26 protein-coding genes are annotated in these 23,857 nt (G+C 59.3%); 10 read left to right on the plus strand and 16 right to left on the minus strand.

All coding sequences use genetic code 11. The features are described from left to right. Window position 1: 1 nt before the first annotated feature. A complete protein-coding gene (locus H598_RS0109485) occupies window positions 2-589 on the minus strand; it encodes an anthranilate synthase component II (protein ID WP_028112814.1) in 588 nt (195 codons plus the stop codon). A gap of 105 nt (window positions 590-694) precedes the next feature. Here H598_RS0109485 and H598_RS0109490 point away from each other — a divergent pair, with 105 nt between their 5' ends. After that, window positions 695-1,723 (plus strand): Kelch repeat-containing protein, encoded by a 1,029-nt coding sequence (locus H598_RS0109490; RefSeq protein ID WP_028112815.1) that lies wholly within the window; start codon window positions 695-697, stop codon window positions 1,721-1,723. A gap of 12 nt (window positions 1,724-1,735) precedes the next feature. Here H598_RS0109490 and H598_RS0109495 read toward each other — a convergent pair whose 3' ends face one another. Both H598_RS0109495 and H598_RS0109500 read right to left on the minus strand, forming a co-directional pair. Further along, window positions 1,736-2,419, minus strand: a complete 684-nt coding sequence (locus tag H598_RS0109495) for a hypothetical protein (protein WP_028112816.1) — start codon at window positions 2,417-2,419, stop codon at window positions 1,736-1,738. Window positions 2,420-2,582: 163 nt separating this feature from the next. Further along, window positions 2,583-3,014, minus strand: a complete 432-nt coding sequence (locus H598_RS0109500; RefSeq protein ID WP_028112817.1) for an autonomous glycyl radical cofactor GrcA — start codon at window positions 3,012-3,014, stop codon at window positions 2,583-2,585. A gap of 305 nt (window positions 3,015-3,319) precedes the next feature. Here H598_RS0109500 and H598_RS0109505 point away from each other — a divergent pair, with 305 nt between their 5' ends. The 5 genes from H598_RS0109505 to H598_RS0109525 all read left to right on the plus strand — a co-directional run bounded on the left by H598_RS0109505 (window position 3,320) and on the right by H598_RS0109525 (window position 9,288). Beyond that, the gene (locus H598_RS0109505) at window positions 3,320-4,405 is read left to right on the plus strand and encodes an HDOD domain-containing protein (RefSeq protein WP_169629244.1); all 1,086 of its coding nucleotides are present in this window, start codon (window positions 3,320-3,322) and stop codon (window positions 4,403-4,405) included. Window positions 4,406-4,729: 324 nt separating this feature from the next. Then, on the plus strand, window positions 4,730-5,947 hold the full coding sequence (locus H598_RS0109510; RefSeq protein WP_035415769.1) for an aspartate aminotransferase family protein: 1,218 nt from the start codon (window positions 4,730-4,732) through the stop codon (window positions 5,945-5,947). A gap of 40 nt (window positions 5,948-5,987) precedes the next feature. After that, on the plus strand, window positions 5,988-7,010 hold the full coding sequence (gene astA, locus H598_RS0109515; RefSeq protein WP_028112820.1) for an arginine N-succinyltransferase: 1,023 nt from the start codon (window positions 5,988-5,990) through the stop codon (window positions 7,008-7,010). Window positions 7,011-7,021: 11 nt separating this feature from the next. Further along, window positions 7,022-8,482 (plus strand): succinylglutamate-semialdehyde dehydrogenase, encoded by a 1,461-nt coding sequence (gene astD / locus H598_RS0109520; RefSeq protein WP_028112821.1) that lies wholly within the window; start codon window positions 7,022-7,024, stop codon window positions 8,480-8,482. A gap of 14 nt (window positions 8,483-8,496) precedes the next feature. Then, complete coding sequence (locus tag H598_RS0109525; protein WP_028112822.1) at window positions 8,497-9,288, plus strand: DUF1338 domain-containing protein; 792 nt, start codon at window positions 8,497-8,499, stop codon at window positions 9,286-9,288. Between the two features lie 73 nt (window positions 9,289-9,361). On the opposite strand, the gene crp is transcribed toward H598_RS0109525, so the two are convergent. From crp to H598_RS0109560, 7 genes are all read right to left on the minus strand, one after another. Next, window positions 9,362-9,997 (minus strand): cAMP-activated global transcriptional regulator CRP, encoded by a 636-nt coding sequence (crp, locus tag H598_RS0109530; RefSeq protein ID WP_028112823.1) that lies wholly within the window; start codon window positions 9,995-9,997, stop codon window positions 9,362-9,364. A gap of 222 nt (window positions 9,998-10,219) precedes the next feature. Next, window positions 10,220-11,134, minus strand: coding sequence for a phosphoribulokinase (locus H598_RS0109535; protein ID WP_028112824.1), 915 nt, complete (start codon window positions 11,132-11,134; stop codon window positions 10,220-10,222). Window positions 11,135-11,250: 116 nt separating this feature from the next. Beyond that, window positions 11,251-11,496 carry a YheU family protein gene (locus H598_RS0109540; RefSeq protein ID WP_028112825.1) on the minus strand — a complete coding sequence of 82 codons (246 nt, stop codon included), beginning with the start codon at window positions 11,494-11,496 and terminating at the stop codon, window positions 11,251-11,253. Between the two features lie 2 nt (window positions 11,497-11,498). After that, entirely contained in the window at window positions 11,499-12,446 is a 948-nt protein-coding gene (locus H598_RS0109545) for a DUF3187 family protein (protein ID WP_028112826.1), read from the minus strand. A 68-nt stretch (window positions 12,447-12,514) separates the two neighbouring features. Then, window positions 12,515-13,477: a hydrolase gene (locus H598_RS0109550; protein ID WP_028112827.1), complete on the minus strand. Its 963-nt coding sequence runs from the start codon at window positions 13,475-13,477 to the stop codon at window positions 12,515-12,517. Between the two features lie 88 nt (window positions 13,478-13,565). Continuing rightward, window positions 13,566-14,066 carry a TIGR02444 family protein gene (locus H598_RS23900; RefSeq protein WP_051252631.1) on the minus strand — a complete coding sequence of 167 codons (501 nt, stop codon included), beginning with the start codon at window positions 14,064-14,066 and terminating at the stop codon, window positions 13,566-13,568. Then, window positions 14,067-15,971: an ATP-binding cassette domain-containing protein gene (locus tag H598_RS0109560; RefSeq protein ID WP_028112828.1), complete on the minus strand. Its 1,905-nt coding sequence runs from the start codon at window positions 15,969-15,971 to the stop codon at window positions 14,067-14,069. A 73-nt stretch (window positions 15,972-16,044) separates the two neighbouring features. Here H598_RS0109560 and H598_RS0109565 point away from each other — a divergent pair, with 73 nt between their 5' ends. Beyond that, on the plus strand, window positions 16,045-16,248 hold the full coding sequence (locus tag H598_RS0109565) for a YheV family putative zinc ribbon protein (RefSeq protein ID WP_028112829.1): 204 nt from the start codon (window positions 16,045-16,047) through the stop codon (window positions 16,246-16,248). On the opposite strand, the gene lpoB is transcribed toward H598_RS0109565, so the two are convergent. Genes lpoB through H598_RS0109585 form a run of 4 tightly spaced genes read right to left on the minus strand, consistent with a single transcriptional unit; the run spans window position 16,245 to window position 18,956 of the window. Next, window positions 16,245-16,838 (minus strand): penicillin-binding protein activator LpoB, encoded by a 594-nt coding sequence (lpoB, locus tag H598_RS0109570; protein ID WP_028112830.1) that lies wholly within the window; start codon window positions 16,836-16,838, stop codon window positions 16,245-16,247. The two genes, H598_RS0109565 and lpoB, sit on opposite strands and share 4 nt — an antisense overlap. A gap of 14 nt (window positions 16,839-16,852) precedes the next feature. Beyond that, window positions 16,853-18,199 carry a COG3014 family protein gene (locus H598_RS0109575; RefSeq protein WP_028112831.1) on the minus strand — a complete coding sequence of 449 codons (1,347 nt, stop codon included), beginning with the start codon at window positions 18,197-18,199 and terminating at the stop codon, window positions 16,853-16,855. Then, window positions 18,199-18,744 carry a peptide deformylase gene (gene def / locus H598_RS0109580; RefSeq protein ID WP_245595582.1) on the minus strand — a complete coding sequence of 182 codons (546 nt, stop codon included), beginning with the start codon at window positions 18,742-18,744 and terminating at the stop codon, window positions 18,199-18,201. Before def ends, H598_RS0109575 begins: the two co-directional genes overlap by 1 nt. Further along, on the minus strand, window positions 18,744-18,956 hold the full coding sequence (locus H598_RS0109585; protein WP_028112833.1) for a SlyX family protein: 213 nt from the start codon (window positions 18,954-18,956) through the stop codon (window positions 18,744-18,746). Before H598_RS0109585 ends, def begins: the two co-directional genes overlap by 1 nt. 141 nt (window positions 18,957-19,097) lie before the next feature. On the opposite strand from H598_RS0109585, the gene H598_RS0109590 reads away from it, so the two are divergent. Then, on the plus strand, window positions 19,098-19,478 hold the full coding sequence (locus H598_RS0109590) for a YacL family protein (RefSeq protein WP_028112834.1): 381 nt from the start codon (window positions 19,098-19,100) through the stop codon (window positions 19,476-19,478). Here H598_RS0109590 and H598_RS0109595 read toward each other — a convergent pair. Both H598_RS0109595 and narQ read right to left on the minus strand, forming a co-directional pair. After that, window positions 19,469-20,092 carry a response regulator gene (locus H598_RS0109595; RefSeq protein WP_028112835.1) on the minus strand — a complete coding sequence of 208 codons (624 nt, stop codon included), beginning with the start codon at window positions 20,090-20,092 and terminating at the stop codon, window positions 19,469-19,471. The genes H598_RS0109590 and H598_RS0109595 overlap by 10 nt on opposite strands. Then, the gene (gene narQ / locus H598_RS0109600) at window positions 20,085-21,785 is read right to left on the minus strand and encodes a nitrate/nitrite two-component system sensor histidine kinase NarQ (RefSeq protein ID WP_028112836.1); all 1,701 of its coding nucleotides are present in this window, start codon (window positions 21,783-21,785) and stop codon (window positions 20,085-20,087) included. The genes H598_RS0109595 and narQ overlap by 8 nt, the downstream gene beginning before the upstream one ends. 203 nt (window positions 21,786-21,988) lie before the next feature. Here narQ and nrfA point away from each other — a divergent pair, with 203 nt between their 5' ends. After that, on the plus strand, window positions 21,989-23,296 hold the full coding sequence (gene nrfA, locus H598_RS0109605; protein ID WP_245595585.1) for an ammonia-forming cytochrome c nitrite reductase: 1,308 nt from the start codon (window positions 21,989-21,991) through the stop codon (window positions 23,294-23,296). Between the two features lie 217 nt (window positions 23,297-23,513). Beyond that, window positions 23,514-23,852 carry a P-II family nitrogen regulator gene (gene glnK / locus H598_RS0109610; RefSeq protein ID WP_028112838.1) on the plus strand — a complete coding sequence of 113 codons (339 nt, stop codon included), beginning with the start codon at window positions 23,514-23,516 and terminating at the stop codon, window positions 23,850-23,852. The last annotated feature ends 5 nt before the right edge of the window (window positions 23,853-23,857 follow it).

The following is a 23,857-nucleotide window of genomic DNA, read 5'->3' on the forward strand; positions in this document are numbered from 1 at the left end:
CTCAGTTGTGGCTGTTTTGTTTCAAGAAGTTATTCAGCAGTGTCAGCCCCTGTTCGGTCAGGATCGATTCCGGATGGAACTGCACCCCCTCCAGTGGCAACTGCCGGTGACGAAAGCCCATGATCTCTTGCTCGCCGGCGGCGTTGTCGCACCAGGCGGTTACCGTCAGGCACTCCGGCAGACTGGCAGGGTCCACCACCAGGGAATGGTAGCGGGTGACCCTCAGCGGCTGGTTGAGGCCCTGAAACACGCCGCGGCCATTGTGGTTGATCAGCGAGGTTTTGCCGTGCATTACGGTGTGGGCCCGCACCACCCGGGCTCCCAGGTGCTGGGCGATGGTCTGGTGGCCCAGACAAACGCCAAGAATCGGAATCCGGCCGGCAAAGTGGCGCACCAGCGCCAGCGACAGTCCCGCTTCATTGGGGCTGCAGGGGCCGGGGGAGATCACCAGGTAGTCCGGCGCCAACGCTTCGATCTCCGCCAGACAGGTCTGGTCGTTGCGACGCACCACCACTTGCTGCCCCAACTGCTGGAAATACTGCACCAGGTTGTAGGTGAAAGAGTCGTAGTTGTCGAGCATCAAAAGCATGCGGTCATCCGTTGTCTGCGGTTGCTGGGGGTAGTCGGGCGGTGGCATTCTACCTGTCCGGCACGCCAAGATCACCTTGGGGTGCACCATCAGTATGAGGTAAGGATGTCTCTGTTTGCGCTTTTGTTGGCGACGGCGCCGCTGTCGCTGCCCCCCATGCCTGAGCCGGTCAGTAATAACGCGGTGGCTGGCGTTCACGTCGATGGCCGAAATTACCTGCTCAGTTTTAATGGTTTGGGGTCGAACAAAGACCACCGGGATGTACACAACCGGGCCTGGGCACTGGCGCTGGATGGCGTCTCCCGTTGGCAGTCATTGGCTCCGGTACCCGGCCCGGGGCGATTGGCGTCGGTGGCGGTGGGCATCGGTGAATCGGCGTATGTGTTCGGTGGGTACACGGTGGCGGCAGACCACTCTGAAGTGTCGCTGGCGGACGTATGGCGGTTCGATGTGGCCAGCAATCGCTATACCGCGCTGGCGCCGATGCCGGTGCCGGTGGATGATGCGGTAGCGGTGGCCTATCAGCAGCGCTACCTGTACCTGATCAGTGGCTGGCATAACGACGGCAACGTCAACCTGGTGCAGCTGTATGACACCCACACCGATCGCTGGCAGCAGGCCAGTCCCTACCCGGGCACGCCGGTATTTGGCCATGCCGGTGCCCTGGCCGGCAATAGCCTGGTGGTGTGCGACGGTGCCAAAGTGGTGTATCACGACAGTCGGCGCCGCAGTTTTGCCGCCGAACCGGCCTGTTACCGGGGCGAGATCGATGCCGATAATCCGGCTCGCATCGACTGGCGCCAGGCTGCGCATCACAGCGGTGTGGCCCGATACCGAATGGCCGCCATTGGCCTGCCCGAGCGCGGTGAGCTGTGGTTTATCGGTGGTACTGAGACCCCGTACAACTACGACGGTACCGGCTACGATGGCATTGCCGCCCGTCCCAGCGATCGCATCAGCGTGTATGAGCTGGCCAGTGGCCGCTGGCGCAACCATCAGGATGCGGTGGCCACGATGGACCACCGCGGTGCCCTGAAGCTGGGGCAGCAGTTGTTGATACTCGGCGGTATGGGGCCGCAGCAGCGGGTGCTCGACACGGTGCGTCAGATTCCGTTGTCGGCGCCTACCCCCTGATTGCCGCCACGGTTACAGGTCTTTTTCTGCCGCTTCCGTCAGGCCTTCACTGGCGTCTTTGATCAGGGTAATGGGCGCGGTCAGTACCCCTTTGACCGAGCCCTGGACCACCCCTTCGGTGGCTTTGGCCACCACTTGCTCGGCGTCTTGAGTCAACCGCTGTGCTTCAGCCAGCACCTGGGGCGTCAGGGTACGGACCTCGGCGGACTCCGCTAACAGGGCTGGAATGGTGTGATCCTGCAGTTGTCGGCTCTGGGCCAGCAGCGCCGGAATGGTGTGGTCCTGCAGTTGTCGGCTCTGGGTCAGTAGCGCCGGAAGGCTGTGTTCGTTGATCAGCGCCACTTGAGTCAGCAGCGGCGGCATCACCTGAGTGCGAATCAGGGTCACCTCGTTGAGGATCGCCGGTACCGTCTGCTGCTGGAGCCGGGTCACCTGCTCCAGCAGCGCCGGCAGCTGTCGGTTAACGGCTTCCACTTGCTTGAGGGCGCCGGGCAGTTGCTGATTCACCCGTTCCGCCAGAGTCAGCCAGCGGCCGATTTGCACGCTCTGCTCCAGAGTCTGAACCTGCTGCACCAGTTGCGGCAGTTGCTGGCGAACCTGACGCACCTCCTGGCCGACCTGAATCAGGGCAAAAGCCAGGTAGGCGATGGCGGCGGCCAGGGCCAGCTGGACGATCGGTTTCAGTGTGGCTGTCATGATGCGGCTTCCGCTCCGTAGGGTTGTCACTGCTCTAACGCCATGAAAATGGGGGGGATTTCTGTATGAGGCGAGTGTATCACGTTGGCGGTGGGCGACGGCAGGGGCAAACAACAACGCCGCTCGGTGAGCGGCGTTGTGGGGGTAAGCGCGCAGGGCGAACTTACATGCTCTGGGTAAAGGTACGGGTGATGACGTCCTTTTGCTGTTCCAGAGTCAGGGCGTTGAAACGCACGGCATAGCCGGAGACGCGAATGGTCAGCTGGGCGTTGTCCGCCAGCAGCGCATGGTCGTCGTCGTTGGCGGCACCGGCTTCGACGCGCTCGCGGGCGTCCATCAGCTGCTGCAGAACTTCACGCTTGAGCACGTTGACGTTCAGGTGCTGACCGCCTTCACGGCCACTGGTGGTTTGACCTTCAACCGGCAGCTCCCGGTACTCAAACTCACCCAGTTGATCCAGAGAAACCGTTTCATCGGCTTGGTACTGGTCCTTGGCGGCCAGGCAGCGGGCTTGCTGTGCTTGCTTATCGATGAGCCAAATACTGCCTACCAGAGAAGCAGTTGCGGATTGTGTAATTTGAATACCTGTAACCATCTTCATACTTCCTATATTGAGGATTGGGTCAAGATTACGACATTCAAACCGCATTGACACATGATCAATTTCGTGGTGGTAAATGAAATCCACTCATCCGACAGGGTTTTTGCTTCATGCGAACCGTTGCTAATCCAGCTGTCACGGGCGCTGCAGCCGGATTTGGGTGTTGGAAAAATGATCAGAAAAAGCCGCTAACCCCCCGGAAAAGAAGTTGAAATTGAGTAAATTGATGCAGATTTTTAGTGCGGTTCCGGTAAATGCTTATGTTATAAATGGGACAAAATCATCGACACCGAGACTCCGTGAACGCCCATCTTCCCAAGCCTGAGGTTCTGCAAAACCTCGAACGCCAGTTCTGGCAATACCAAAGTCTGGCCGAGCCGGTGTTTTCCAACAAGCCCTCCATGGACGACGAAGTGGCCTTCGTCTGGCGTCATAAACTGGCGGTGGAGCGGGCGGCAGAGTTCAAGCGAATCCAGAGAAACCGTCAGCGGGACGAGCAGGAGCAGCGGCTGAGGCTGTTCTTTGATCGGGCCTATGCCGCCGAGCTGGATCGGCACCTGGAGCAGCCGCAATGGCTGCAGCGGGATCTCGGCATTCAGATCACTCAACTGGAGTTGCTGGAGGAGTTGCTGGACGACGACGGCGACATCCGCCGCCTCAGTCGCCTGATTGAGGCGGACATCTGGTTAAGTAAGGCACTGATTCGACACATCAACTCCAATCGATTCGATTTTCGGCGGGTCAATGACGTTCAGGATGTGCAACTGGCGATCAACTACCTCGGTTACGAGCGACTGCGCAACCTGTTGCCCGGGTTGATCTTCGAGCATTGGAGTTGGTCACCGAACCAGAGCCAGGGAATTCATCAACGCAAACTGTGGCGCTGGTGCCGGTTGATGAAGACCCGCAGCGCCCATTGGTTGAAGCTGGAGGGGTTGGATCCGCAGACTGCGCGGGTGTATTCCTGTGTGTTTGCCCTGGGGGCGATTCTGGTGCACCGTCAGGCCACCACTCTGTATCAGAGTATGCGCCAGTCCTGGCTGAGCCAGGCACGGTTGGAGTCAGGCAGTGAGGTGTATGAGGGGGTGCGGTTCTTACGGATGCCTTGTCAGCCCATCGCCGGGCACCTGCAGCAGCACCTGAAAGTGGCAGAGGCCTTTCTGCAGGGGATCGGCTATGAGGGCCGGTTTCTTGCTCTGATGCAGGGGCTACAGACGCCCTGGTTTAACAGCGATGCCGAGGCGCGCGCCCTGAGCCGGGCTTTTGGTGAGGTGGTGTACCTGACACTGGGCAGTCGAGTGATCAAGCAGGTGGAGGGGTTGGAGGTGATCACCGCCTATTATCAGATCCCTGAGGCCCGAGTAACGGCAGCGGTACGTTCCTGAAGCGGGTTTTTTCGCTGCATAGGCGGTCGTATTTGCTGCATGACTAAGTGAAACCAGCCTTTGGTGAAAGTTTTTTCGCTTAAATGCTAATAACTTGCATTAAGCTGCGGCACGTCTATAAAAACAGCAGCTTAAATAATGTTCGTGAACGAAAGCGGGAAAAATCAGTGCCTTTTATGGTGAATAATTACCCTTTTTAGGACGTTTTCTGTACCAGCCCGCAGTTTTGACTGCATTGCTACAATTTTATATGGTTGGTTGTTATCAGAATGATAATTAGGTCACGTTTGCATCCCCTGCAAAACAAAAGACCAAGGAGAATTTATGACAATGCAATCAACGCTAAACCGTGCTCTTTTCGACCAGGTAATGGTACCAAACTACAACCCTGCTGCGGTGATCCCCGTTCGTGGCCAAGGCAGCCGGGTCTGGGACCAGGAGGGCCGGGAGTTCATCGATTTCGCCGGAGGCATTGCCGTTAATTGTTTGGGCCACTGTCACCCTGCGCTGGTGGCGGCCCTGAAAGACCAGGGCGAGAAGCTCTGGCACCTGTCCAACGTGATGACCAACGAACCGGCCCTGCAGTTGGCCAAGACGCTGACCGACTCCACCTTTGCCGAGCGCGCCTACTTTGCCAACTCCGGCGCCGAAGCCAACGAGGCGGCCCTGAAGCTGGCTCGCCGTTGGGCACTGGAAAACGGCGGTGAACAGAAAGATCAGATCATCGCCTTCACCAAAGCCTTCCACGGCCGCACCTTCTTTACCGTGACTGTCGGCGGCCAGCCGGCCTACTCTGACGGCTTCGGTCCTAAGCCTCAGGGCATCGACCACATCGAGTTCAATGACCTGGCGGCACTGGAAGCGGTGATCTCCGATCGCACCTGCGCGGTGATGATGGAGCCGATCCAGGGCGAGGGCGGCATCATTCCGGCCACTCAGGCGTTTATGGAAGGGGTGCGGGCCCTGTGTGACAAGCACAACGCTCTGCTGATTTTCGATGAGGTTCAGACTGGTGTTGGCCGTACCGGCAACTTGTACGCCTATCAGCACTACGGTGTGGCGCCGGACATTCTGACCACCGCCAAGGCGCTGGGCGGCGGTTTCCCTATCGCGGCCATGCTGACCACCGCCAAGATTGCCGAAAGCCTGAAAGTGGGCACCCACGGCTCCACCTACGGCGGTAACCCGCTGGCCTGTGCGGTGGCGAACGCGGTATTGGGCGTGGTCAATACCCCGGATGTCCTGGAAGGGGTGACGGTCAAGCATCGTAAATTCCTCGAGGGCCTGAATGCCATCAACGACAAGTACCAGGTGTTCAGCGAAGTACGGGGCCAGGGACTGCTGATTGGCGCGGTGCTGAATGACGACTTTGCTGGCCGCGCTCGCGATTTCCTGGTGGCGTCGGCGGACGAAGGCCTGATGTGCCTGGTTGCCGGTGCCAATGTGGTTCGATTTACTCCCTCTCTGGTCATTAGCGACGAAGAGATCGAGTTGGGCCTGGCACGCTTTGAAAAAGCCGTTGCCAAAGTGAAACTGGGCTAACTCCCTCCCCGCCAGGGGCGGGCTGGAGTGGAGACCGGCCATGCTGAAAGTACGACCGATTGCGGAGCGGGATTACCCCGCCCTGCTGCAAATTGCTGAGGATTCCGGACACGGATTCACCTCGTTGCCCATCGATGAGACCTTGCTGAAAAGCAAGATCCAGCGATCGCTGCGCAGCTTCGCCAGGCAGGTGGAGGTGCCCGGTGATGAGCTGTACCTGATGGTGTTGGAAGACACCAGCAGTGGCGATGTGGTGGGCACCTGTGCCATAGAAGCGGCGGTGGGCATCGAAGATGCCTTTTACCACTACCGGTTGGGGAAAGACGTGCATGTCTCGCCGCAACTGGGGATTCGCCGTGAAGTCAGCACCCTGACCCTGTGCAACGACTACACCGGTGCCGCCGAGCTGTGCACCCTGTATCTGAAACCGGATTGGCGCAAAGACGACAATGGCCGCTTCCTGTCCATGTGTCGTTTCCTGTTGATGGCGGCCCACCCGCAGCGCTTCGGCGACAAGGTGATCGCCGAGATGCGTGGCGTCTCCGATGGCGACGGATCGTCGCCGTTCTGGCAGTGGCTGGAGCGGCACTTCTTTGGCATCGATTTTCCCACTGCCGACTACCTTACCGGCATTGGTGACAAGGTGTTTGTGGCTGAGCTGATGCCCCGCCACCCCATCTACGTCAACCTGCTGAGCCCGGAGGCCCAGGCGGTGGTCGGTGAGGTGCACGACAACACCCGTCCGGCACTGCGGTTGCTGGAGAACCAGGGCTTCCGTTGCCAGGGCTACGTCGACATCTTCGATGCCGGACCGACCGTCGAGTGTCAACGGGATCAAATCAAAGCGGTGCGGGAATCCGCCAGCTATACCCTCAAAGTCAGCGAGCACACCAGTGACGCCAACCTGATCGTCTGCGGCAGCGAACTGGCGCAGCTGAGTATCATTAAAGCCAATGCCCACATCGATGCTGAGGCCGGGGAACTGACCCTGAAGCCTGCCGATGCCAAGGCACTGGGATTAACCAACGGGGCAAAAGTCTGGGCCCTGGGACTGAACCGATAAGGATGTAACCGATGAGTCTTTTTATTAATGGCCAGTGGGTCGAGGGACAGGGTCATGAGATGCAGTCTCTTAACCCGGCCACCGCCGAGGTGATCTGGCGTGGCCACAGCGCCACTGCGGCTCAGGTCAGCGACGCGATTCGGGCGGCACGAGCGGCCCAGTTTGCCTGGTTCAGTCAGGGCATCGACGCCCGCCTGCAGGTGATTGAAGCCTACAAGGGACAGCTGGAGCAGAACAAGGAACAGATGGCAGTGACCATCGCCGAGGAGACCGGCAAGCCACTGTGGGAGACCCGCACCGAAGCGGCGGCGATGATCGGCAAAATTGGCCTGTCGATTACCGCCTACCACGAGCGTACCGGCAGCAAGGAGGGGGAAACCCCGGCCGGGCGTGCGGTGCTGCGCCATAAACCCCATGGGGTGGTGGCGGTATTTGGCCCGTACAACTTCCCCGGCCACCTGCCCAATGGTCACATCGTGCCGGCACTGATTGCCGGTAATGCCGTGGTGCTGAAGCCGTCGGAGCAGACGCCGAAAGTGGCGCAATTGATGCTGACTCTGTGGCAGCAGGCCGGCCTGCCCGACGGTGTCATCAACCTGGTACAGGGTGAGCTGGAAACCGGCAAGGCGCTGGCGTCCGACATCGACATCGACGGCCTGTTCTTTACCGGCTCCTCCCGCACCGGTCACCTGTTGCACCAACAGTTTGGTGGCGAACCGGGCAAGATTCTGGCGCTGGAGATGGGCGGTAACAACCCGCTTATCGTCCGCCAGGTGGCCGACGTCAAGGCGGCGGTGCACGACATCATTCAGTCGGCCTTTATCTCCTCCGGTCAGCGCTGCACCTGTGCCCGTCGCCTGTACCTGCCGCGGACCGCACAAGGGGAGGCGATCCTCGAGATGCTGGTGGCGGCCACGGCCAAGATTCGCGTCGGTGAGTACAACGCCGAGCCTCAGCCGTTCATGGGGTCGATGATCTCCGCCCAGGCGGCCGCCGGGATGGTGGAGGCGCAGCAGCGTCTGCAGCAACTGGGTGGTCAGTCGCTGATCGAACTGGCGCCACTGGTGCCCGGCACCGGCCTGGTTAACCCGGGTATCATCGATGTGACCGCCATTGCCGAGTTGCCGGACGAAGAGTACTTCGGCCCGCTGCTGCAGGTGATTCGCTACGACGAGTTCGATGAGGCCATCGAGCTGGCCAACCGGACCCGTTACGGTTTGTCGGCGGGACTGCTGTCCGATGATCGCTGTGAGTGGGACTATTTCCTGGCGCGCAGCCGTGCCGGTATCGTTAACTGGAACCGCCAGATCACCGGGGCCGCCGGTTCGGCGCCGTTTGGAGGCATTGGAGCCAGTGGCAACCACCGGGCCAGCGCCTATTACGCCGCCGACTACTGTGCCTATCCGGTGGCGTCGGTGGAAGCGGACAAAGTCACTCTGCCAGCAACGCTGGCTCCGGGTCTGGATCTTTAAGGAGCGTTTGCGATATGGACATCAATACCTTGTTTAACCACATGTGGCAGGACTACCTGCATCAGTGCCCCAGTGCCGATGCCATTCATCGGTTGCTGGGCAAGGGTGAGGCGATCATCAATGACCACGTGGCTTTCCGTACCTTCCGGGCACCGGGGCTGGGCATCGACAAATTGGCTCAGCACTTCCTGGCGTTGGGCTACGAGGCCAAGGGTGAGTATCACTTCGAAGCCAAGAAGCTGTATGCCCGTCATTACGAGCATCCGGATGCCAGTCAACCAAAGGTGTTTATCTCCGAGCTGATGCTGGAGCAATGCAGCGAAGCGCTGCAGGCCACCGTGGCCAAACTGGTGGCGCAACTGCCACCGGGCTACACCGACGAGGTGGCGCACCTGTACGGGGGCGCGCCCTGGCAGGTGACCCAGGAGCAGTATCGCAGCCTGCTGGCGGAGAGCGAGTACGCCGCCTGGTTGTCGGCCTTTGGTTTCAGAGCCAACCACTTCACGGTCAGTGTCAATGACCTCAGTGGCTTTGACACCCTGGAGGCCGTCAATGAGGCCCTCAAGGGGGCAGGATTTGTACTCAACAGCGCCGGGGGGGAAATCAAAGGCAGTGCCGAGGTGTTGCTGGAGCAATCCTCCACCATGGCCGATAAGGTGGCGGTGGCGTTTAACGATGGGGCGCTGGAGATTCCGGCCTGCTTCTATGAGTTTGCCCTGCGCTACCCCATGGCGGACGGTGCGCTGTACAGCGGCTTCGTGGCGGCCTCGGCGGACAAGATCTTCGAGTCCACCAACGCCGGTTGATCGCCGTTTGCCGGACAGAAAAAAACCTCGCCAAGGCGAGGTTTTTTTTATGCCATTGTCAGGGCGGTGTTCCTTAGCGGGTACCGTACACAACAATGGTCTTACCGTGGGCCTGAATCAGGTTCTGCTCTTCGAGCATCTTCAGGATACGACCAACGGTTTCACGAGAACAACCAACAATCTGGCCGATCTCCTGACGGGTAATCTTAATCTGCATGCCATCAGGGTGGGTCATGGCATCAGGCTGTTTTGCCAGGCTCAGCAGAGTCTGGGCAATACGGCCGGCAACGTCGAGGAAGGCCAGATCACCGACTTTCTGAGAAGTGTTCTGCAGGCGGTTGGCCATTTGAGCAGACAACTTCATCAGGATGTCAGGGTTAACCTGAATCAGCTGACGGAATTTCTTGTAGGAGATCTCTGCGATTTCGCACGGAGACTTAGCGCGAACCCAAGCGGTACGTTCGGGCTGCTCTTCGAACAGTCCCAGCTCACCGATGAAGTCACCCTGGTTCAGGTAGGACAGGATCATCTCCTTGCCCTCTTCATCTTTGATCAGTACAGCCACTGAACCCTTTACGATGTAGTACAGGGTGTCAGACTCTTCGCCAGCGTGGATGAGCGTGCTCTTCGCTGGGTACTTATGAATGTGACAGTGAGAGAGGAACCACTCTAGAGTAGGATCCGGTTTTGGCTTGCCGATAAGCGCCATAAGTGTTGTCCCTCAGTTTGGTAAGGAAAAGATAAACAACTCAGAATTCTAGGTTCAAATGTTAATTAGGTCTAGTCCAAAGCACTATGACCTTGATCGAAGTTTTTTATATTAAATAAAAAAAATGCTCACTTCAGGTTAATTGTGTGCCTCCAGATGGCCATTTTTGGTCAAACACCATTACTCCACTACGGAGATTTTGTCAGTTTGAGTCATTTCTGGCTATTGTTCGCTGTTGCCGGTCCCCAATTCAAATTGTTCGGTGATCAGGGTTTGTTTTCGTTGTTGAATCAATTTTTTTATCACCGGAGTCAAAATCAGCTCCATGGCCAGGCCCATTTTGCCGCCTGGAACCACTAGCGTATTGATTCTGGACATAAAGCTGCCTTGAATCATCTGTAGATAATAGCTGAAGTCGACGTCCTTTACCCCTCGAAAGCGGATCACCACGAAGCTCTCATCATCGCTGGGAATGTCTTTGGCGCTGAACGGGTTGGAGGTGTCTACCGTGGGTACCCGCTGAAAGTTGATGTGGGTGCGGGAGAACTGCGGTGTCATGTGGTTGACGTAATCGTCCATGGAGCGGACGATGCTGCCCATCACTTTTTCGCGGCTGTGGCCCCGATCGCCGGTATCGCGGATGATCTTCTGAATCCACTCCAGGTTGACGATGGGCACCATGCCGATCAGCAGGTCGACCTTCTCGGCGACATTGGCGTCGTCGGTAACCACGCCGCCGTGCAGGCCTTCGTAATACAGTAGGTCGGTGTTTTCCGGCAACGGCTGGAACGGGGTAAAGGTGCCGGGCATCTGGTTGAAAGGCACCGCTTCATCGAAGGTGTGCAGGTAGCGGCGCACCTGGCCCTCACCACTGCTGCCGTAGCTGTCAAACAGCGACGCCAATGCCGGGAAGTCGTTGGCTTCCGGGCCGAAGTAGCTGATGGAGTGGTTCTCCTCGCGGGCTTTTCGAATCGCCAGTTCCATTTCGGCACGGGTATAGCGGTGAAAGCTGTCCCCTTCCACCAATGCCGCTTCGATGCCCAGCTGTCGAAAGATGTGCTTAAAGGCCTTAGTGGTGGTGGTGGTGCCGGCACCGGAGCTGCCGGTAACCGCGATGATGGGGTGTTTGGCTGACATGTCCTTGCCCTTCCCTGCTGTTGGCCCTCTGTTATAAAAGGGTTACCGCCATCAGGTCAAGTGTTACAGACCGCGGGTCAATGGCGATGCTCATGAATTGATGACGGTTTCTCGTGTCAGTCCTGCCCGGCCAGAGACTCGGCGGAACGGATGGCCACCGACTCCTCCTCCTCGCTGAATTCCACCACCAACTCACCCCGCTTCAGGGCCGCCTCGATGCGGGGCAGGGCTTGGCTGACGCTGTCGCCATCCAGTTGGTCAAAGCCCTGATCGCCAATCTGCTGCAACAGGTACTCCTTGATCAGGTTGGCGAAGGCTTCCGGAGACAGGGCGGATTTCAGATCGTCATAGGGGATCAGCATGGTCAGAATTGGTACCGTAGTTTGGCGACCAGCGCCACGTCGGCGCTGTTGTCCGGGTATTTGAAGTTTTCAATGATAACCCCTTCCAGCGCCAGTTGGCGATAGTGGTAACGGTAGCCGGCGTTGATCTCATGCACCGAGCTCTTAAATTGCCCCAGATTATGCAGGATGCCGTCGGCGGCGTTGTATTCCAGCAACAGCTGGTGCCTCGGCGCCAGTTGATGGCGGAACCCCAGCCCCCAGTGCCAGCTGCTGGTTTCCAGTTCGAAGCCGAACAGGGTATCGCCGTCGGTGTAGGCCATGGCCCCCATCAGGTAGGCCACGCTGTCGCCCCAGGCGTACTGGTAGTCCAGCTGCACGCTGCCATCCCAGCCGCCGCCACTCCTGGGGTTGTCGTCGTCTTCGTAAGCCAGCACCACGGTGGTGGAGAGGTTATGGCGATGGCGGTTGTACAGGGAGCGGCCGATGGAGAGCTCATACTGGCGGCCGATGGACTCGCCGCTAAAGTCCGCCACCTCGAAGTCGGCCTTGGGAATACTCAGGTAGCTGCGGTGCTTCGGCACCTGGTCGCGGCCGTTCTGATCGATGCCGAACAGCTTATGGAAACTCAGGGTCAGTTGATCGAGATGGGCGTCGTTGGTGGTGCGACTGGCGATGGACCAGCCAAATTGCCACCGCTGCGACGGGCTCCACAGCATCCCCAGCCGGTACTCGATGGTGTAGTAGTCCATGACGTAGTCGGTATCGATGGCGTAGATGCTGGCGGCGTAGAAGGCGGCGTCAACCTGGGGGCCGCCGGGTTGGTAGTAGGCGGGCCGGAACATCGGGCTCAGTACCAGCGACTTTACCGGGGCCTGGGAGCGCACCATCAGTGGGCCATCGCTCCAGTTAACCGCCTGCACCAGGCCAGGAATAAATGCGATTAATAGACTGATTTTTATTGGTTTCATTCTGCCTTCCCCCTGCATACTGCCTCTGATCCAGTGTAGGAGGGGTTTTTCGGCAATGACGGTTTTTCCTAGGCTGGGTTCAGGAAACTCTGAATTCTCGGCTCCAGATAGAACTGGGGTCGCCACGGTGGCCCATGGCTGATGAAGCCCACATGACCGCCCCGAGGGCACAACTCTAGGGTCACGGATTCAGACAACTCGTGGGCGGCCGGGATCACCGCCTCGGTCATAAAGGGATCGTCGGCGGCGTGCAGCAGCAACAGCGGCCGTTGCACCGTGCTCAGGAACTGCTTGCCACTGGCGCGGCGATAGTAATCGTCGGCGCTGGCGAAGCCATGCAGCGGAGCGGTGACCTGATGATCAAACTGGTAGAATGTCACCAGCTGCTGGCACTGGCTGGCCGTCACCGGAATCTGTGGGCCATGGGGGCCCGCCAGTTTCTGGTGAATCTTGTGGCGCAGCTTTTTCAGCAGGTAGTGCTGATAGACCCGGGAAAAGCCCCGTTCCATGCGGCTGGCACAGGCGGCCAGATCCAGCGGCGGAGACACCGCCACGCCGCGCTCCAGCAGGCTGGCGTCGCCGGTTTCACCCAGGTACTTGCACAGCACATTGGCCCCCAACGAGTAGCCTACCGCCCGCAGCGGGTGACCGGGGTAGCGCTGCGTCAGGTGGGTCAGCACCTGGGCCAGATCGCCGGTTTCACCGCTGTGGTAGGTACGGGGCAGGGCATTCATGACCCCGCTGCAGCTGCGCTGGTGCACCACCACACCGACCTGGTCTTGTTGAGCCAGGCTGTGCAGCATCCGCCGCACGTAATGGGAGTCTCTGTCGCCTTCCAGGCCGTGCAAGATCACCGTGATCGGGGCCAGCGGTTGCGGTTGGCCCATCCAGTCCAGGTGGACAAAGTCGCCGTCGTCCAGCGCCAGGGTGTGTCGCCGCAGCGGCAACGATTGAGGCTTGGTCAGCAGCGGCCAGATGGTCTGCAGATGGGGGTTGCGCCACCAGCGGCTGGGTTGAAATCGGGAAGTCATCCGTGTGGTCGAATCCTGAGTGTTCGAATTCGTTAGAGTAGCGGATTGGCGACAGAATTTCAGCCGGCCGGGGCCGGCTGATGGCAGGCTAGCGTACGGCGGCTAGCTGGGGCTGGTGAAACAACTGGCTGGCCAGATCGAACAGCTCCGACAATTGCCCCAACAATTCAGACGGCAGGTCGCCGTTGTTGAGGCCGTGGGCTTGCAAACAGGCGCTGAGGTTATCGCCTTCGGGGTCGACGTTCAGGTGTTGCAGCGCTTTGACCATCAGTCGTTGGCTGCGTTTTTCCATCACCAATTCCACTTCCAGCATCTGGCGGTAGCTGTCCTCGGGCAGGCTGGACTTGGCCAGCTTGCGCAGTTGCCGGTAGGGGCCGACCATGCGCTCTTCCCATTCGTCTTTGGCCTTGCGCAGGGTGGTGAACTTGGCACCGTCGAGAAACATCTGTTCGTGTTCCATCAGGATGGCCAGCAGCAGCAGGTTGGGGTCGATCTGGTACTCGTCCTGCATCAGCAGGCACAGCTGACGGGCCTGGGGTTGTTGCCAGACCTTGTCGCCAAATTGCCACAGGCTTTCATGGCTAATCATCTATTGGTGCTCCTTTGCGGCGTCCCGAATGGCTTCCATCTGTTCCTGGATGTCCAGCCATTCCATCTCCTGTTGTTCGAGTGAGGACTGCAGTTCGCCGCGCTCTTGTAAAAGCTCGTTGAGCGCTTTCTTGTGCTCATCGCTGTAAAGGCGACTGTCGGCCAGGGACTCTTCAATCTCAGTCAGTCGAGTTTGCGCCTTTGTCATGCGTTTATCGATGGCAGTTTCGATTTTTTTGAGCGGTGACAGTTTTTGCCGAAGCTCTGCTTCCTGACGCTTGCGATTCTTGCGCTGTTCTGACTGGGAGGGGCCGTTGTCACTGTCATCGATGCTGCGGGCCTGCTGAATCAGCCAGCTGTGGTAGTCCTCCAGATCGCCGTCGAAGTCGGTGACCCGGCGCTGATCCACCAGGTAGAACTCGCTGCAGGTGGCGCGCAGCAGGTGGCGGTCGTGGGACACCACCACCATCGCCCCTTCAAATTGTTGCAGTGCCAGGGTCAGCGCTTCCCGCAGTTCCAAATCCAGGTGGTTGGTGGGTTCATCCAGCAGCAGCAGGTTGGGCCGTTGCCAAATCACCAGTGCCAGTACCAGCCGGGCTTTCTCGCCACCGGAGAACGGTGCCACCACCTCCAGGGCCTTGTCGCCACTGAAGCCAAAGCCGCCGAGGTAGTCGCGCAGTTGCTGCTCGGTGGCGTCCGGCGCCAGCAGGGCCAGATGCTGCAATGGCGTCTGCTGAGGGTGCAGGGTTTCCAGCTGATGCTGGGCGAAGTAGCCAATCTTCAGCGCCGGGTTCGGCGACAGCTCGCCACTCATGGGCGTCAGTTCGCCGGCCAGCAGCTTGATCAGGGTCGACTTACCGGCGCCGTTGCGGCCCAGCAGGCCGATGCGGCTGCCCGGCACCAGGTTCAGTTTGATCTGCTCCAGTACCGTGGTTTGACCGTATCCCCCTTGGACCTTATCCATCTGAATCAGCGGATTGGGCAGGGCTTGTGGCTCTCGAAACTCGATGTGGAATTGGCTTTGGGCGTGCAGCGGTGCCAGTTCGGTCAGCTTCTCCAGTGCCTTGAGCCGGCTCTGGGCCTGGCGGGCCTTGCTGGCCTTGTAGCGGAAGCGATCCACAAACGCCTGCATGTGGGCTTTCTGCCGCTGCTGCTTGTCGTACTGGGCTTGCTGCTGCGCCAGTTGCTCGGCCCGTTGGCGTTCAAACTGGCTGTAGTTGCCCTTGTAGTGATTCAGTTTCTGGTGTTCGATGTGCACCACTTCGCCGGCCACCTGGTCGAGGAAGTCGCGGTCGTGGCTGATCAGCACCAGGGTGCCCTGATAACGCTTTAACCAGGTTTCCAGCCAGATCAGGGTATCCAGATCCAAGTGGTTGGTGGGCTCGTCCAACAGCAGCAGATCCGAAGGGATCAGCAGGGCTCGGGCCAGGTTCAGGCGCATCCGCCAACCGCCGGAAAAGGCTTTCACCGGTTTGCCCTGGGCCTGTTGATCGAAGCCCAGGCCATCCAGCAGCTCCGCCGCCCGGGCCGGAACCTGGTAGCCATGATAGGCCTCGAAGGCATCGTGGCTGGCGGCAATGGCCCGGCCGTCGCCGCTGTCCTGGGCACTGACCAGATCCTGCTCCAGCTGGCGGTAGTGGCGATCGCCGTCGAGGACATAGTCCAGCGCAGTGGTGGCCAGTGCCGGGGTTTCCTGGTCGACGGTGGCCAGGCGCCAGCCCTTGGGCTGATACAGGTCGCCGGCGTCGGGTTGCACCTGTCCGGTCAGCATCGCCATCAGGCTGGTTTTACCGCAGCCGTTGGCGCCGACCAGGGCGACTTTGTGACCGGGGTAGATGGTCAGTGAGGCGTTATCCAGCAGGCGTTTGGCGCCGCGGATGAGTTGCACCTGATTTAGCGTTATCATGGGGATCGGACATTAACAGTGAATTGGTCGCAGTGTACCACAAGGGTCGCTGCCGACGCATGGGAGTCAGACAATGGGATCCAACCGGAAGAAGCGGTTTATTGCCGGTGCCACCTGTCCACAATGTCATGCCATGGACAGCATCATGTTATACCTCGAGCAGAACGTGGAGGTGATGGAGTGCGTTGAGTGCGGCCATCAGCAGCGTCAGGCCGAGGCACCCGCCCAGAAGCAGGCGGGTACCGGTCAGGTTATCGGGGTGTTCCAGCCCGATTAGAGTCCCAGGAACGAGCGATTTTTCTGCTTACGAATCTCTTTCTCGTCGGCCCATTCGATCAGGCCGGTTTCCAGATCCATCAGTCGCATGGTCATCTTGTAGTACACATCCTTGGTGGAACCGTCCTGCTTAACGATGCTGGACAGGTTGCCGTACAGCATGTACTGGGCACCGATCTGGCGACCAAACTGAATGGCGGTGGAGGGGTTGACCAGGCCACCGTTGTTCTGGAAGTCCAGCTGTTTGCGCACGGTCTCGACCTTGGTCATGTCGACGAAGCGGAACTGACCGCTGCGCAGCAGACGGGTGCTGATGGTGTCGGTGATGGACTCGGTGTCGATGTGCTCCGAGGTCTTGTTCTTGATCTTGTCCACAAACACGATGGGACGATCATTGGCGGTCAGCACCATCACCGAGGGGGTGGTCAGCATCGAGTCCACCATCTTGGCAGCCACCGACTGCAGATCGGAGGAGCCGAAGTCGACGGTGACGGTTTCAGTTTCCGTTGCGTCCCGGTACTCCACCTTTGACTGACAGCCGCCGAGTAGGGCGATGGCCGCCACGGCCACTACGAATTTCAAGCTTTTCATCTTCGGTTTCCTTCTTACAAAATTACGGAATGGATCCGGTAACGGGGTCCGGTCTGTACGGCCCAGATCAGGGTGGTTTTGCCCGCTTGTACCTCTATCGGCTGCGGGCTGCCGTTGATGGTCAGTTGGTACTGACCCGGGGTGACCTGATGGGGCCACATCCACGCCTGATGGGGCAAGGTTAACCAGCTGCGCCGGTCGGCCTGCTCCGTCAGGGCGTTAAACAGTTGCATGGCGATAGCGCCGACGTCACCGCCTTTTTTCTCGGCCCACTGGTTGGTGCCGGCTTTGGCGGCCACCCTCAGTGCCTGGCGCACCAGGATGCCCGGGTACTGCTCCTGCAGGGCCCGCACCGCCAGATGGTCCATGTTGCCAATGACTTCCGCCTGGCCCTGGTATTGATGATCGCCGCTGAGGCGCACGGTCACCGGTTGGGTGATGGGGCGCTGACTGCGGTAGGTGGGCATGGAGACCTGCTGATAATAGCCATCGATGGTAAAGGGGATGGTGATCGCCTGCTTGGCGGCCACGAAGCCGGTTTCCACCAGTACCACTACCCGGCCCTGGCCCGCCTTGGTGGCCGGGGCTTGGCCGAAACGTTTGCGGGCGCCGTCACAATCGATCTGCAACTGACAGGAGAGGCGGACGTACTCGCCTCCCAGCAGTTGGTTGTCCGGGTAGGCCTGCAGCGCCTTGCGAATGTCGATCAGGGCGTCGTTGGCTTCGCCCTGAGCCTCAAACAGCACCGCATTCTGATACAGGGTGTAGCTGTTGAGGAAGGAGTTGAGGGCGGTGCCTCCCTGGCTGTCGAGCCGGGACAATTCGGCGTTGATGCTGGCGTTGTTGAGGGTTTTGACCTCGTCGCGGTTGCGGTACGCCTGCAGCGCCAGAGTCTGGGCCTGGTCGGCGCGGCGGGCTTCGACGGTGGCGCCGCTAAGATCGCCGCTGAACAGGTAGTTGAGCGCCTGGTACTGGTGCACCATGATCCGTTCGTAGGCCTGGCCACGGTAGGGGATCAGCTGATCGGACACCGTGCTGGCCGCGGCCTGGGCGCTCAGATCGGTGAGGCTGACCATGGCTTTCCAGTCCCGCTGGTCGTACTGTGCCATCGCTTGTTCGAAATAGCCGCGGCTCTGGTCAAAATCGCCCTGCAGCAGGGCCACCCGTCCCGCCTCTTGGGCGTACAGCAGCCCATCCTGGCTGTCGAGGCCGTTTTGCAGGGGCACCAGTGGCTGACCGTTGTCACGGCTGAGCTGGGTTTTGACCTCATCCAGTTGATGAGGGTAGGACTCCAGCAGGCCGCGAGAGGCGCAACCGGCCAGCAGCAGTGGGGTCATCAGCAGCAAAATAAGGGATCGCATTAAGGCTGCTCCATCTGTCTGGCCAGCACCTCGGTGGCCATCAGGTTGCGGTTGTTGTCGACCCGATCCAGGAAAGTCAGTCCCTGCAGGTGGTCGTACTCATGGCAGAAGATGCGCGCCACGAACCCTTCCAGTCGGCGTTGATGCAGGCCGCCGTCGAGATCCTGGTAGGCCACCTCAACCCAATCGGGACGACTGACCAGGCCGCGGATGCCGGGCACCGACAGGCACCCCTCCCAATCCTGGTTGCAGGCCTGGGCCTGGTTCAGCAACCTGGGATTGACCATCACCAGTGGCGCCATCACTGGAGCCTGGGGATAACGGACATTGGGTCGGGAGGCGATGATCATCAGGGCCAGGCTGTGGTGTACCTGGGGGGCGGCGATGCCGACGCCGCTGCGGCTCAGCATCAGTTGCAGCATACGCTCACTGAGGGATCTGGCCTCGTCGCTGGGGAGACTCAGCTGACGAACCGGCTGGCGCAGCACCGCCTCGCCCAGCAGGGCGATGGTCAGAGGGGGTGGCGTGGTGGCGTCTGTCATCATCAATAATGGGGTGGTGGGGTCTCTTCCGACGCCGACGCAATCTGGCTATGGCCGGCGTTCAGCAGTTTTTCCGCCAGCTGTTTGAGCTGTCGCTGCTGCCGTTCCAGTTGCTGGCTGAGATCAACCACGGTCTGGTTCAAGCTGTCGATGGTCATCTCCTGGAAGGCCAGTTTGGACTCCAGCTCGCTAATGCGGTGTTCTAAATCGGACATGGGATACTGCTCAATTCAATTTGGCTAACTATGATAGTGGAATGTGGTGTCGGTTTCATGTCCAAGCGTTCAGCCAGTGGACAGCCTTATGGGCCACTGTAGGTTACACTTTCGAATTCAATCTATTTTTAAGACCCTGATATGGAATACGAGTTCAAATCCGGATTGACCGGTGAGCGTCTTGCTCAGATGTCCATGGGACACGAAGCCTTCGGCCGGCTGTTGACCGAGGAACTGAATCGGCCCGAAGCGGTGGAGCAGTTACTGCAACAACTGCAGGCGCCGCTCAGCGACCCGTTTGAAGTGCGACAGCTGTTGCTGGGGGAGTGGGCACTGGTGCTGGAGCAGGGGGAGGTGGATCTGAAGGCCACCGCCCTGGGCATGGAGCAGGATCACGACCTGGAGCCGGACATCGAGTATTACGATGCCGAAAGCGCGGCCTGCTGTGGCCTGGAAGACCTGTGCCAACTGCTGAGCAGCTGGCACACCTTTCTCGGCACCGGCCGCCGTCGTCAGCCCTGAAGGACTTTAACCGCCAGTTCCACCCGTGAACGGCAATCGGTTTTGCGCAGCAGGTTTTTGACGTGCACCTTGACGGTGCCTTCACTGATGAACAGCTTCTCGGCCAGAATCTTGTTGCTCATCCCTTCGGCGATCAGGCGGGCGATCTCCTGTTCCCTTGGGGTCAACTCCTGCCACCAGCCGTCGCTCTCTTCGTTGCTGGACAACAGGTAGGCCTGCAGTCGTTCGGTAATCACCTGTTGGCCGTTCAGCACCAGCTCCACCTGGTCCAGGATCTGTTCCGGCTCGCTGTCCTTGAGCAGGTAGCCGTCGGCGCCGGACTGAATCAGGGTGCGTACGTCTTCGGCGGCGTCGGAGACGGTCAGAATGACGATGTGACTGGTGACCTGCTCCTGGCGCAGGGCCTTGAGGGTGTCGAGGCCGGACATGCCTTTCATGTTCAGATCCAACAGAATCAGGTCGGGCTCGTCGTCGCTGACGGCCGCCAACGCGTCGACCCCGGACCCCACTTCGGCAAACAGGGTAAAGCGGTCATCCAGAGTCAATAATTGGCAGATGCCTCGGCGCAACAGCGGGTGGTCATCGACGACCATGACGCTCCTGGTCTCACTCATGGGTGGTTTCCTCTTGTGGTCGGAAGGTCACTTTTACACACAGGCCTCCGCCTGTGTTGGGGATAAACTGTAAGTCGCCTCCCAGTTTGCGGGCGCGCTCATGCATGATACCAATTCCGAAGTGATTTTCCCTCTCCTTCAGATTCTCAATGCCGACGCCGGTGTCGCACACGCTCAGTTCAATCTGCTGATCCAGGGCGGCGCAGGCGCGCAGGGTAATGGTATCGGCACCGGAGTGCTTGATGGCGTTCAGCACCGCCTCACGGCTTAACTGCAGAATATGGACATGCTGCTGGGCCGACAGCGACGGTGAGTTGAGCTCGTAGTTGAGGGTCAGCTTAGACTCGGTGCGAGACTCCAGTTGCGCCAGCATCTGTTCCAGGCTGGCTTGCAGATCGTGTTCGGAGATGGTCAGGCGGAAGGTACTGAGCAGCTCTCGCAGTTGCTGGTAGGCCTGATTGGTGCTGGAGGTAATCTCGCTTAAGGTTTGCTCCATCAGCTCATCATTGCCGCTGGAGATGGCGCGTTTCAGCAACGAGGTCTGAATTTTCATGTAGGCCAGCACCTGGCCCATGGAATCGTGCAGCTCCCGGGCAATGGTGCCGCGCTCCTCCATCAGGTACAGGCGCTCGCGCTGCTGTGAGGCCCGGTCCAGCAATACGGCCCGGGCAACGATGATGGTGAAGTTGTGCAGCAGCTGCGGCGGCAGTGGCTGGTGGCCGAACAGCGACAGGGTGCCCAGGCGCTCCTGCTCGAAAATCAGTGGTTCGCGGGTGGAGATGGGGCCGTTCTGGCCGGTGTCACCCAGGGCCACGTCCAGATCCGGGCGTTCGTCGATCATCAGTTGAATGCCGTGGGCGCCGCTGTGCTTGCGTAACCGGTCCAGGGCCTGGGTCAGGGTGTCGCTGCCGAGGCGGTCACGGTGGAACCACAGTGAGGTCTGGTACAGGAACAGCAGACCGGCGTTGGCCTGTTCCAGCTCCTGGGTTTTTTCCTCCACCTGCTGTTCCAGGTTGCTGTACAGGCTTTCCAGTTCCCGGGCTGTCTGTTCAAAGGTGTCACTGAGGGTCTGCAGCTCATGGAAATCACTGCTGGGCAGGTCCAGATTGAACTTGCGCCGGCTGATGGACAGGGCGGCATTTTCCAGCTGTTGCAGCGGGTGCAACACCCGCCGGCTGATGCCCCGCATCAACCAGAACCCCATGCCCATTACCGTAAACAGTCCCATCAGCTGGCTGGCCAGCAGCAGCATGATCTTGTTTTCCGCCTGTTGCTCCAGCATCGCCACCAAGCCATCGATCTGGTCAACAAACTGGCGCACCTCGTTGACGTAGGAGCGGGAATTGCCGTTGACCGCATAGCGCTTCATCTGTTGCCAGCTGGCCATCACCTGATCGTATTGCTGATGCAGTCTTTGCGGGTTGTACCAGCTGCGGGCCTTGCCCAGTTCGTCGGAGTAGAGGATCTGTTCAAACTCCTGAATCTTCTTATCCAGGGTGCCACTTTCGCTGTTGGCCAGAAAGATCAGCTGGTAGGAGCGCATGCGCAGGGAGCCGGAGGCGTTGATCGCCTTGGCGTCATCGACGCTGTACATCAGGGTGATCAGGGAAAACGCCGCCAGACCACCAAAGATAAAGATGACGGTGACGATCAGCGACAGCACGGTGGCCGACAGGCTTTTGGTTCGGGTCATGGAGCGGCAACAATTAGAGACTGTGCGCCAAGCCTATCGCCTTCGTCGCTGGAATTACAAGCCACCGCCGTCCGGGGAGGCGAAATAATTCAGGTTATCTATTCTTAGTGGGCAGTAATTGGATTCAAACAAACAACCAATAGTGGAGCGCAATCGTGAACAGGATGAAACGAATGGCCATTTTGGTCGGCTTGTGTGTCCCGATGGGGGCGTGGGCGGTCACTGAGGCGGACAGCAGCAAGTTTGCCAAGTTTAAGAATCAGTATGCCAGTTGGCAGCAGACGGAGCAGAGCAAAGAGATCGTGGATGTGCTGGGTGAAGACCCCAGGCTGGTGGTGTTGTGGGCCGGCTATGGCTTCGCCAAGGACTACAACAAGGCCCGGGGCCATCACTACACCATTACCGACCTGCGCAATACCCTGCGTACCGGGGCACCCAAGACCAAAGAGGATGGGCCGATGCCCATGGCTTGTTGGTCCTGCAAGAGTCCGGATGTGCCACGCTTGATTGAAACCGAGGGGGAAAAGGAATACTTCCACGGTAAGTGGGCCAAGGGCGGCGATCAGATCACCAATGCCATCGGCTGTGGCAACTGCCACGACAACAAGATTAAGTTGAGGCTGTCGGTGCCCTTTGCCGAACGGGCCCTGAAGACCGCCGGACTGGAGTGGAAGACCGCCTCCAAGTCAGACAAGCAGACCATGGTCTGCAGCCAATGCCATGTGGAGTACTACTTTACCAAGCCCGACGTGATGGTGAAGTTCCCTTGGGATAACGGCACCTCGGTGGAGCAGATGGAGGCCTATTACGACGCCATTCAGTTTAAGGACTGGACCCACAAACTGTCTAAGGCGCCCATGCTCAAGGCTCAGCACCCCGGCTTCGAGACTTCACGCAACGGGCCTCACGGCCGCAATGACGTTTCCTGTACCGATTGCCACATGCCCAAGGTCACCAATGCCGACGGGCGCAAATTTACCGATCACAACGTCGGCAACCCGTTCGATCAGTTCGAGTTCACCTGTAAGCGTTGTCATGACCAGGATAAAGAGACCCTGGAGAAGGTGATCGCCGGTTACAAGAAGCAGGTCAATGATCTGAAGCTGCAGGCGGAAGACCAGTTGGTCAAGGCCCATTTCGAGGCCAAAGCGGCCTGGGATGCCGGTGCGACCGAGGCGCAGATGAAGGACGCGCTGACCGCCATCCGCCATGCCCAGTGGCGTTGGGATTACGCCATTGCGTCACACGGGGTGCATGCCCACAACCCGGCGGAAGCGATGCGGGTACTGGGTACCTCGTTGGAGCGCAGTGCCGAGGCCCGGGCGATGCTGGCGCGGGTGCTGGCAATGAACGGCGTCATGGCCGAGGTACAGGTGCCGGACATCTCCACCAAGGCCAAGGCCCAGGCGGTGGTCGGGCTGGACATGGAGAAACTGCGGGCCGAAAAGGCCGAGTTTAAGAAAACCGTGCTGCCCCAGTGGGACGCCAATTACCCGGGCAAAACCGACTGAGTTTGTGGTGTGACTGCCAGCCCCGCTTCGGCGGGGCTTTTTTGTGGCTGTGGCTGCACTAATTTGGGGCACTTACTGAATGACCATGCTTATTTTGGTGCATAACCATGCTGCTCGTTTTTGTCGTTTAATCCATATCGTTGAAATATAAAGAAATAAATTTTTGGCACGGGAGTTGTAAAGGATTGGTTAACTGATTTTGGTTGAGGGATTGGACATGAAACTGGTTAGCGTAATCATCAAACCGTTCAAGCTGGACGACGTTCGGGAAGCCATCGCCGGCATCGGCGTCGAAGGGCTGACGGTCACCGAAGTAAAAGGCTTTGGGCGTCAGAAGGGCCATACCGAGCTGTATCGCGGTGCGGAATATCAGGTGGATTTTCTGCCAAAGGTGAAGCTGGAGATCGCCACCTCTGCCGACAACGTGGATCACCTGATCGAGGTGATCAGCGAGGCCGCTCACACCGGCAAAATCGGTGACGGCAAGATCTTTGTGTATGACCTGGAGCGGGCGGTGCGGATTCGTACCGGCGAGCACGACGCAGAAGCGATTTAACGGAG

This window comes from Ferrimonas kyonanensis DSM 18153 (assembly GCF_000425405.1).
Taxonomy (GTDB): Bacteria; Pseudomonadota; Gammaproteobacteria; order Enterobacterales; family Shewanellaceae; genus Ferrimonas; species Ferrimonas kyonanensis.

Coding starts and splice junctions, on each gene's coding strand:
- H598_RS0109485 (WP_028112814.1), bottom strand. CDS start 589: ATGCTTTTGATGCTCGACAACTACGACTCTTTCACCTACAACCTGGTG.
- H598_RS0109490 (WP_028112815.1), top strand. CDS start 695: ATGTCTCTGTTTGCGCTTTTGTTGGCGACGGCGCCGCTGTCGCTGCCC.
- H598_RS0109495 (WP_028112816.1), bottom strand. CDS start 2,419: ATGACAGCCACACTGAAACCGATCGTCCAGCTGGCCCTGGCCGCCGCC.
- H598_RS0109500 (WP_028112817.1), bottom strand. CDS start 3,014: ATGGTTACAGGTATTCAAATTACACAATCCGCAACTGCTTCTCTGGTA.
- H598_RS0109510 (WP_035415769.1), top strand. CDS start 4,730: ATGACAATGCAATCAACGCTAAACCGTGCTCTTTTCGACCAGGTAATG.
- astA (WP_028112820.1), top strand. CDS start 5,988: ATGCTGAAAGTACGACCGATTGCGGAGCGGGATTACCCCGCCCTGCTG.
- astD (WP_028112821.1), top strand. CDS start 7,022: ATGAGTCTTTTTATTAATGGCCAGTGGGTCGAGGGACAGGGTCATGAG.
- H598_RS0109525 (WP_028112822.1), top strand. CDS start 8,497: ATGGACATCAATACCTTGTTTAACCACATGTGGCAGGACTACCTGCAT.
- crp (WP_028112823.1), bottom strand. CDS start 9,997: ATGGCGCTTATCGGCAAGCCAAAACCGGATCCTACTCTAGAGTGGTTC.
- H598_RS0109535 (WP_028112824.1), bottom strand. CDS start 11,134: ATGTCAGCCAAACACCCCATCATCGCGGTTACCGGCAGCTCCGGTGCC.
- H598_RS0109540 (WP_028112825.1), bottom strand. CDS start 11,496: ATGCTGATCCCCTATGACGATCTGAAATCCGCCCTGTCTCCGGAAGCC.
- H598_RS0109545 (WP_028112826.1), bottom strand. CDS start 12,446: ATGAAACCAATAAAAATCAGTCTATTAATCGCATTTATTCCTGGCCTG.
- H598_RS0109550 (WP_028112827.1), bottom strand. CDS start 13,477: ATGACTTCCCGATTTCAACCCAGCCGCTGGTGGCGCAACCCCCATCTG.
- H598_RS23900 (WP_051252631.1), bottom strand. CDS start 14,066: ATGATTAGCCATGAAAGCCTGTGGCAATTTGGCGACAAGGTCTGGCAA.
- H598_RS0109560 (WP_028112828.1), bottom strand. CDS start 15,971: ATGATAACGCTAAATCAGGTGCAACTCATCCGCGGCGCCAAACGCCTG.
- H598_RS0109565 (WP_028112829.1), top strand. CDS start 16,045: ATGGGATCCAACCGGAAGAAGCGGTTTATTGCCGGTGCCACCTGTCCA.
- lpoB (WP_028112830.1), bottom strand. CDS start 16,838: ATGAAAAGCTTGAAATTCGTAGTGGCCGTGGCGGCCATCGCCCTACTC.
- H598_RS0109575 (WP_028112831.1), bottom strand. CDS start 18,199: ATGCGATCCCTTATTTTGCTGCTGATGACCCCACTGCTGCTGGCCGGT.
- def (WP_245595582.1), bottom strand. CDS start 18,744: ATGATGACAGACGCCACCACGCCACCCCCTCTGACCATCGCCCTGCTG.
- H598_RS0109585 (WP_028112833.1), bottom strand. CDS start 18,956: ATGTCCGATTTAGAACACCGCATTAGCGAGCTGGAGTCCAAACTGGCC.
- H598_RS0109590 (WP_028112834.1), top strand. CDS start 19,098: ATGGAATACGAGTTCAAATCCGGATTGACCGGTGAGCGTCTTGCTCAG.
- H598_RS0109595 (WP_028112835.1), bottom strand. CDS start 20,092: ATGAGTGAGACCAGGAGCGTCATGGTCGTCGATGACCACCCGCTGTTG.
- narQ (WP_028112836.1), bottom strand. CDS start 21,785: ATGACCCGAACCAAAAGCCTGTCGGCCACCGTGCTGTCGCTGATCGTC.
- nrfA (WP_245595585.1), top strand. CDS start 21,989: ATGGGGGCGTGGGCGGTCACTGAGGCGGACAGCAGCAAGTTTGCCAAG.
- glnK (WP_028112838.1), top strand. CDS start 23,514: ATGAAACTGGTTAGCGTAATCATCAAACCGTTCAAGCTGGACGACGTT.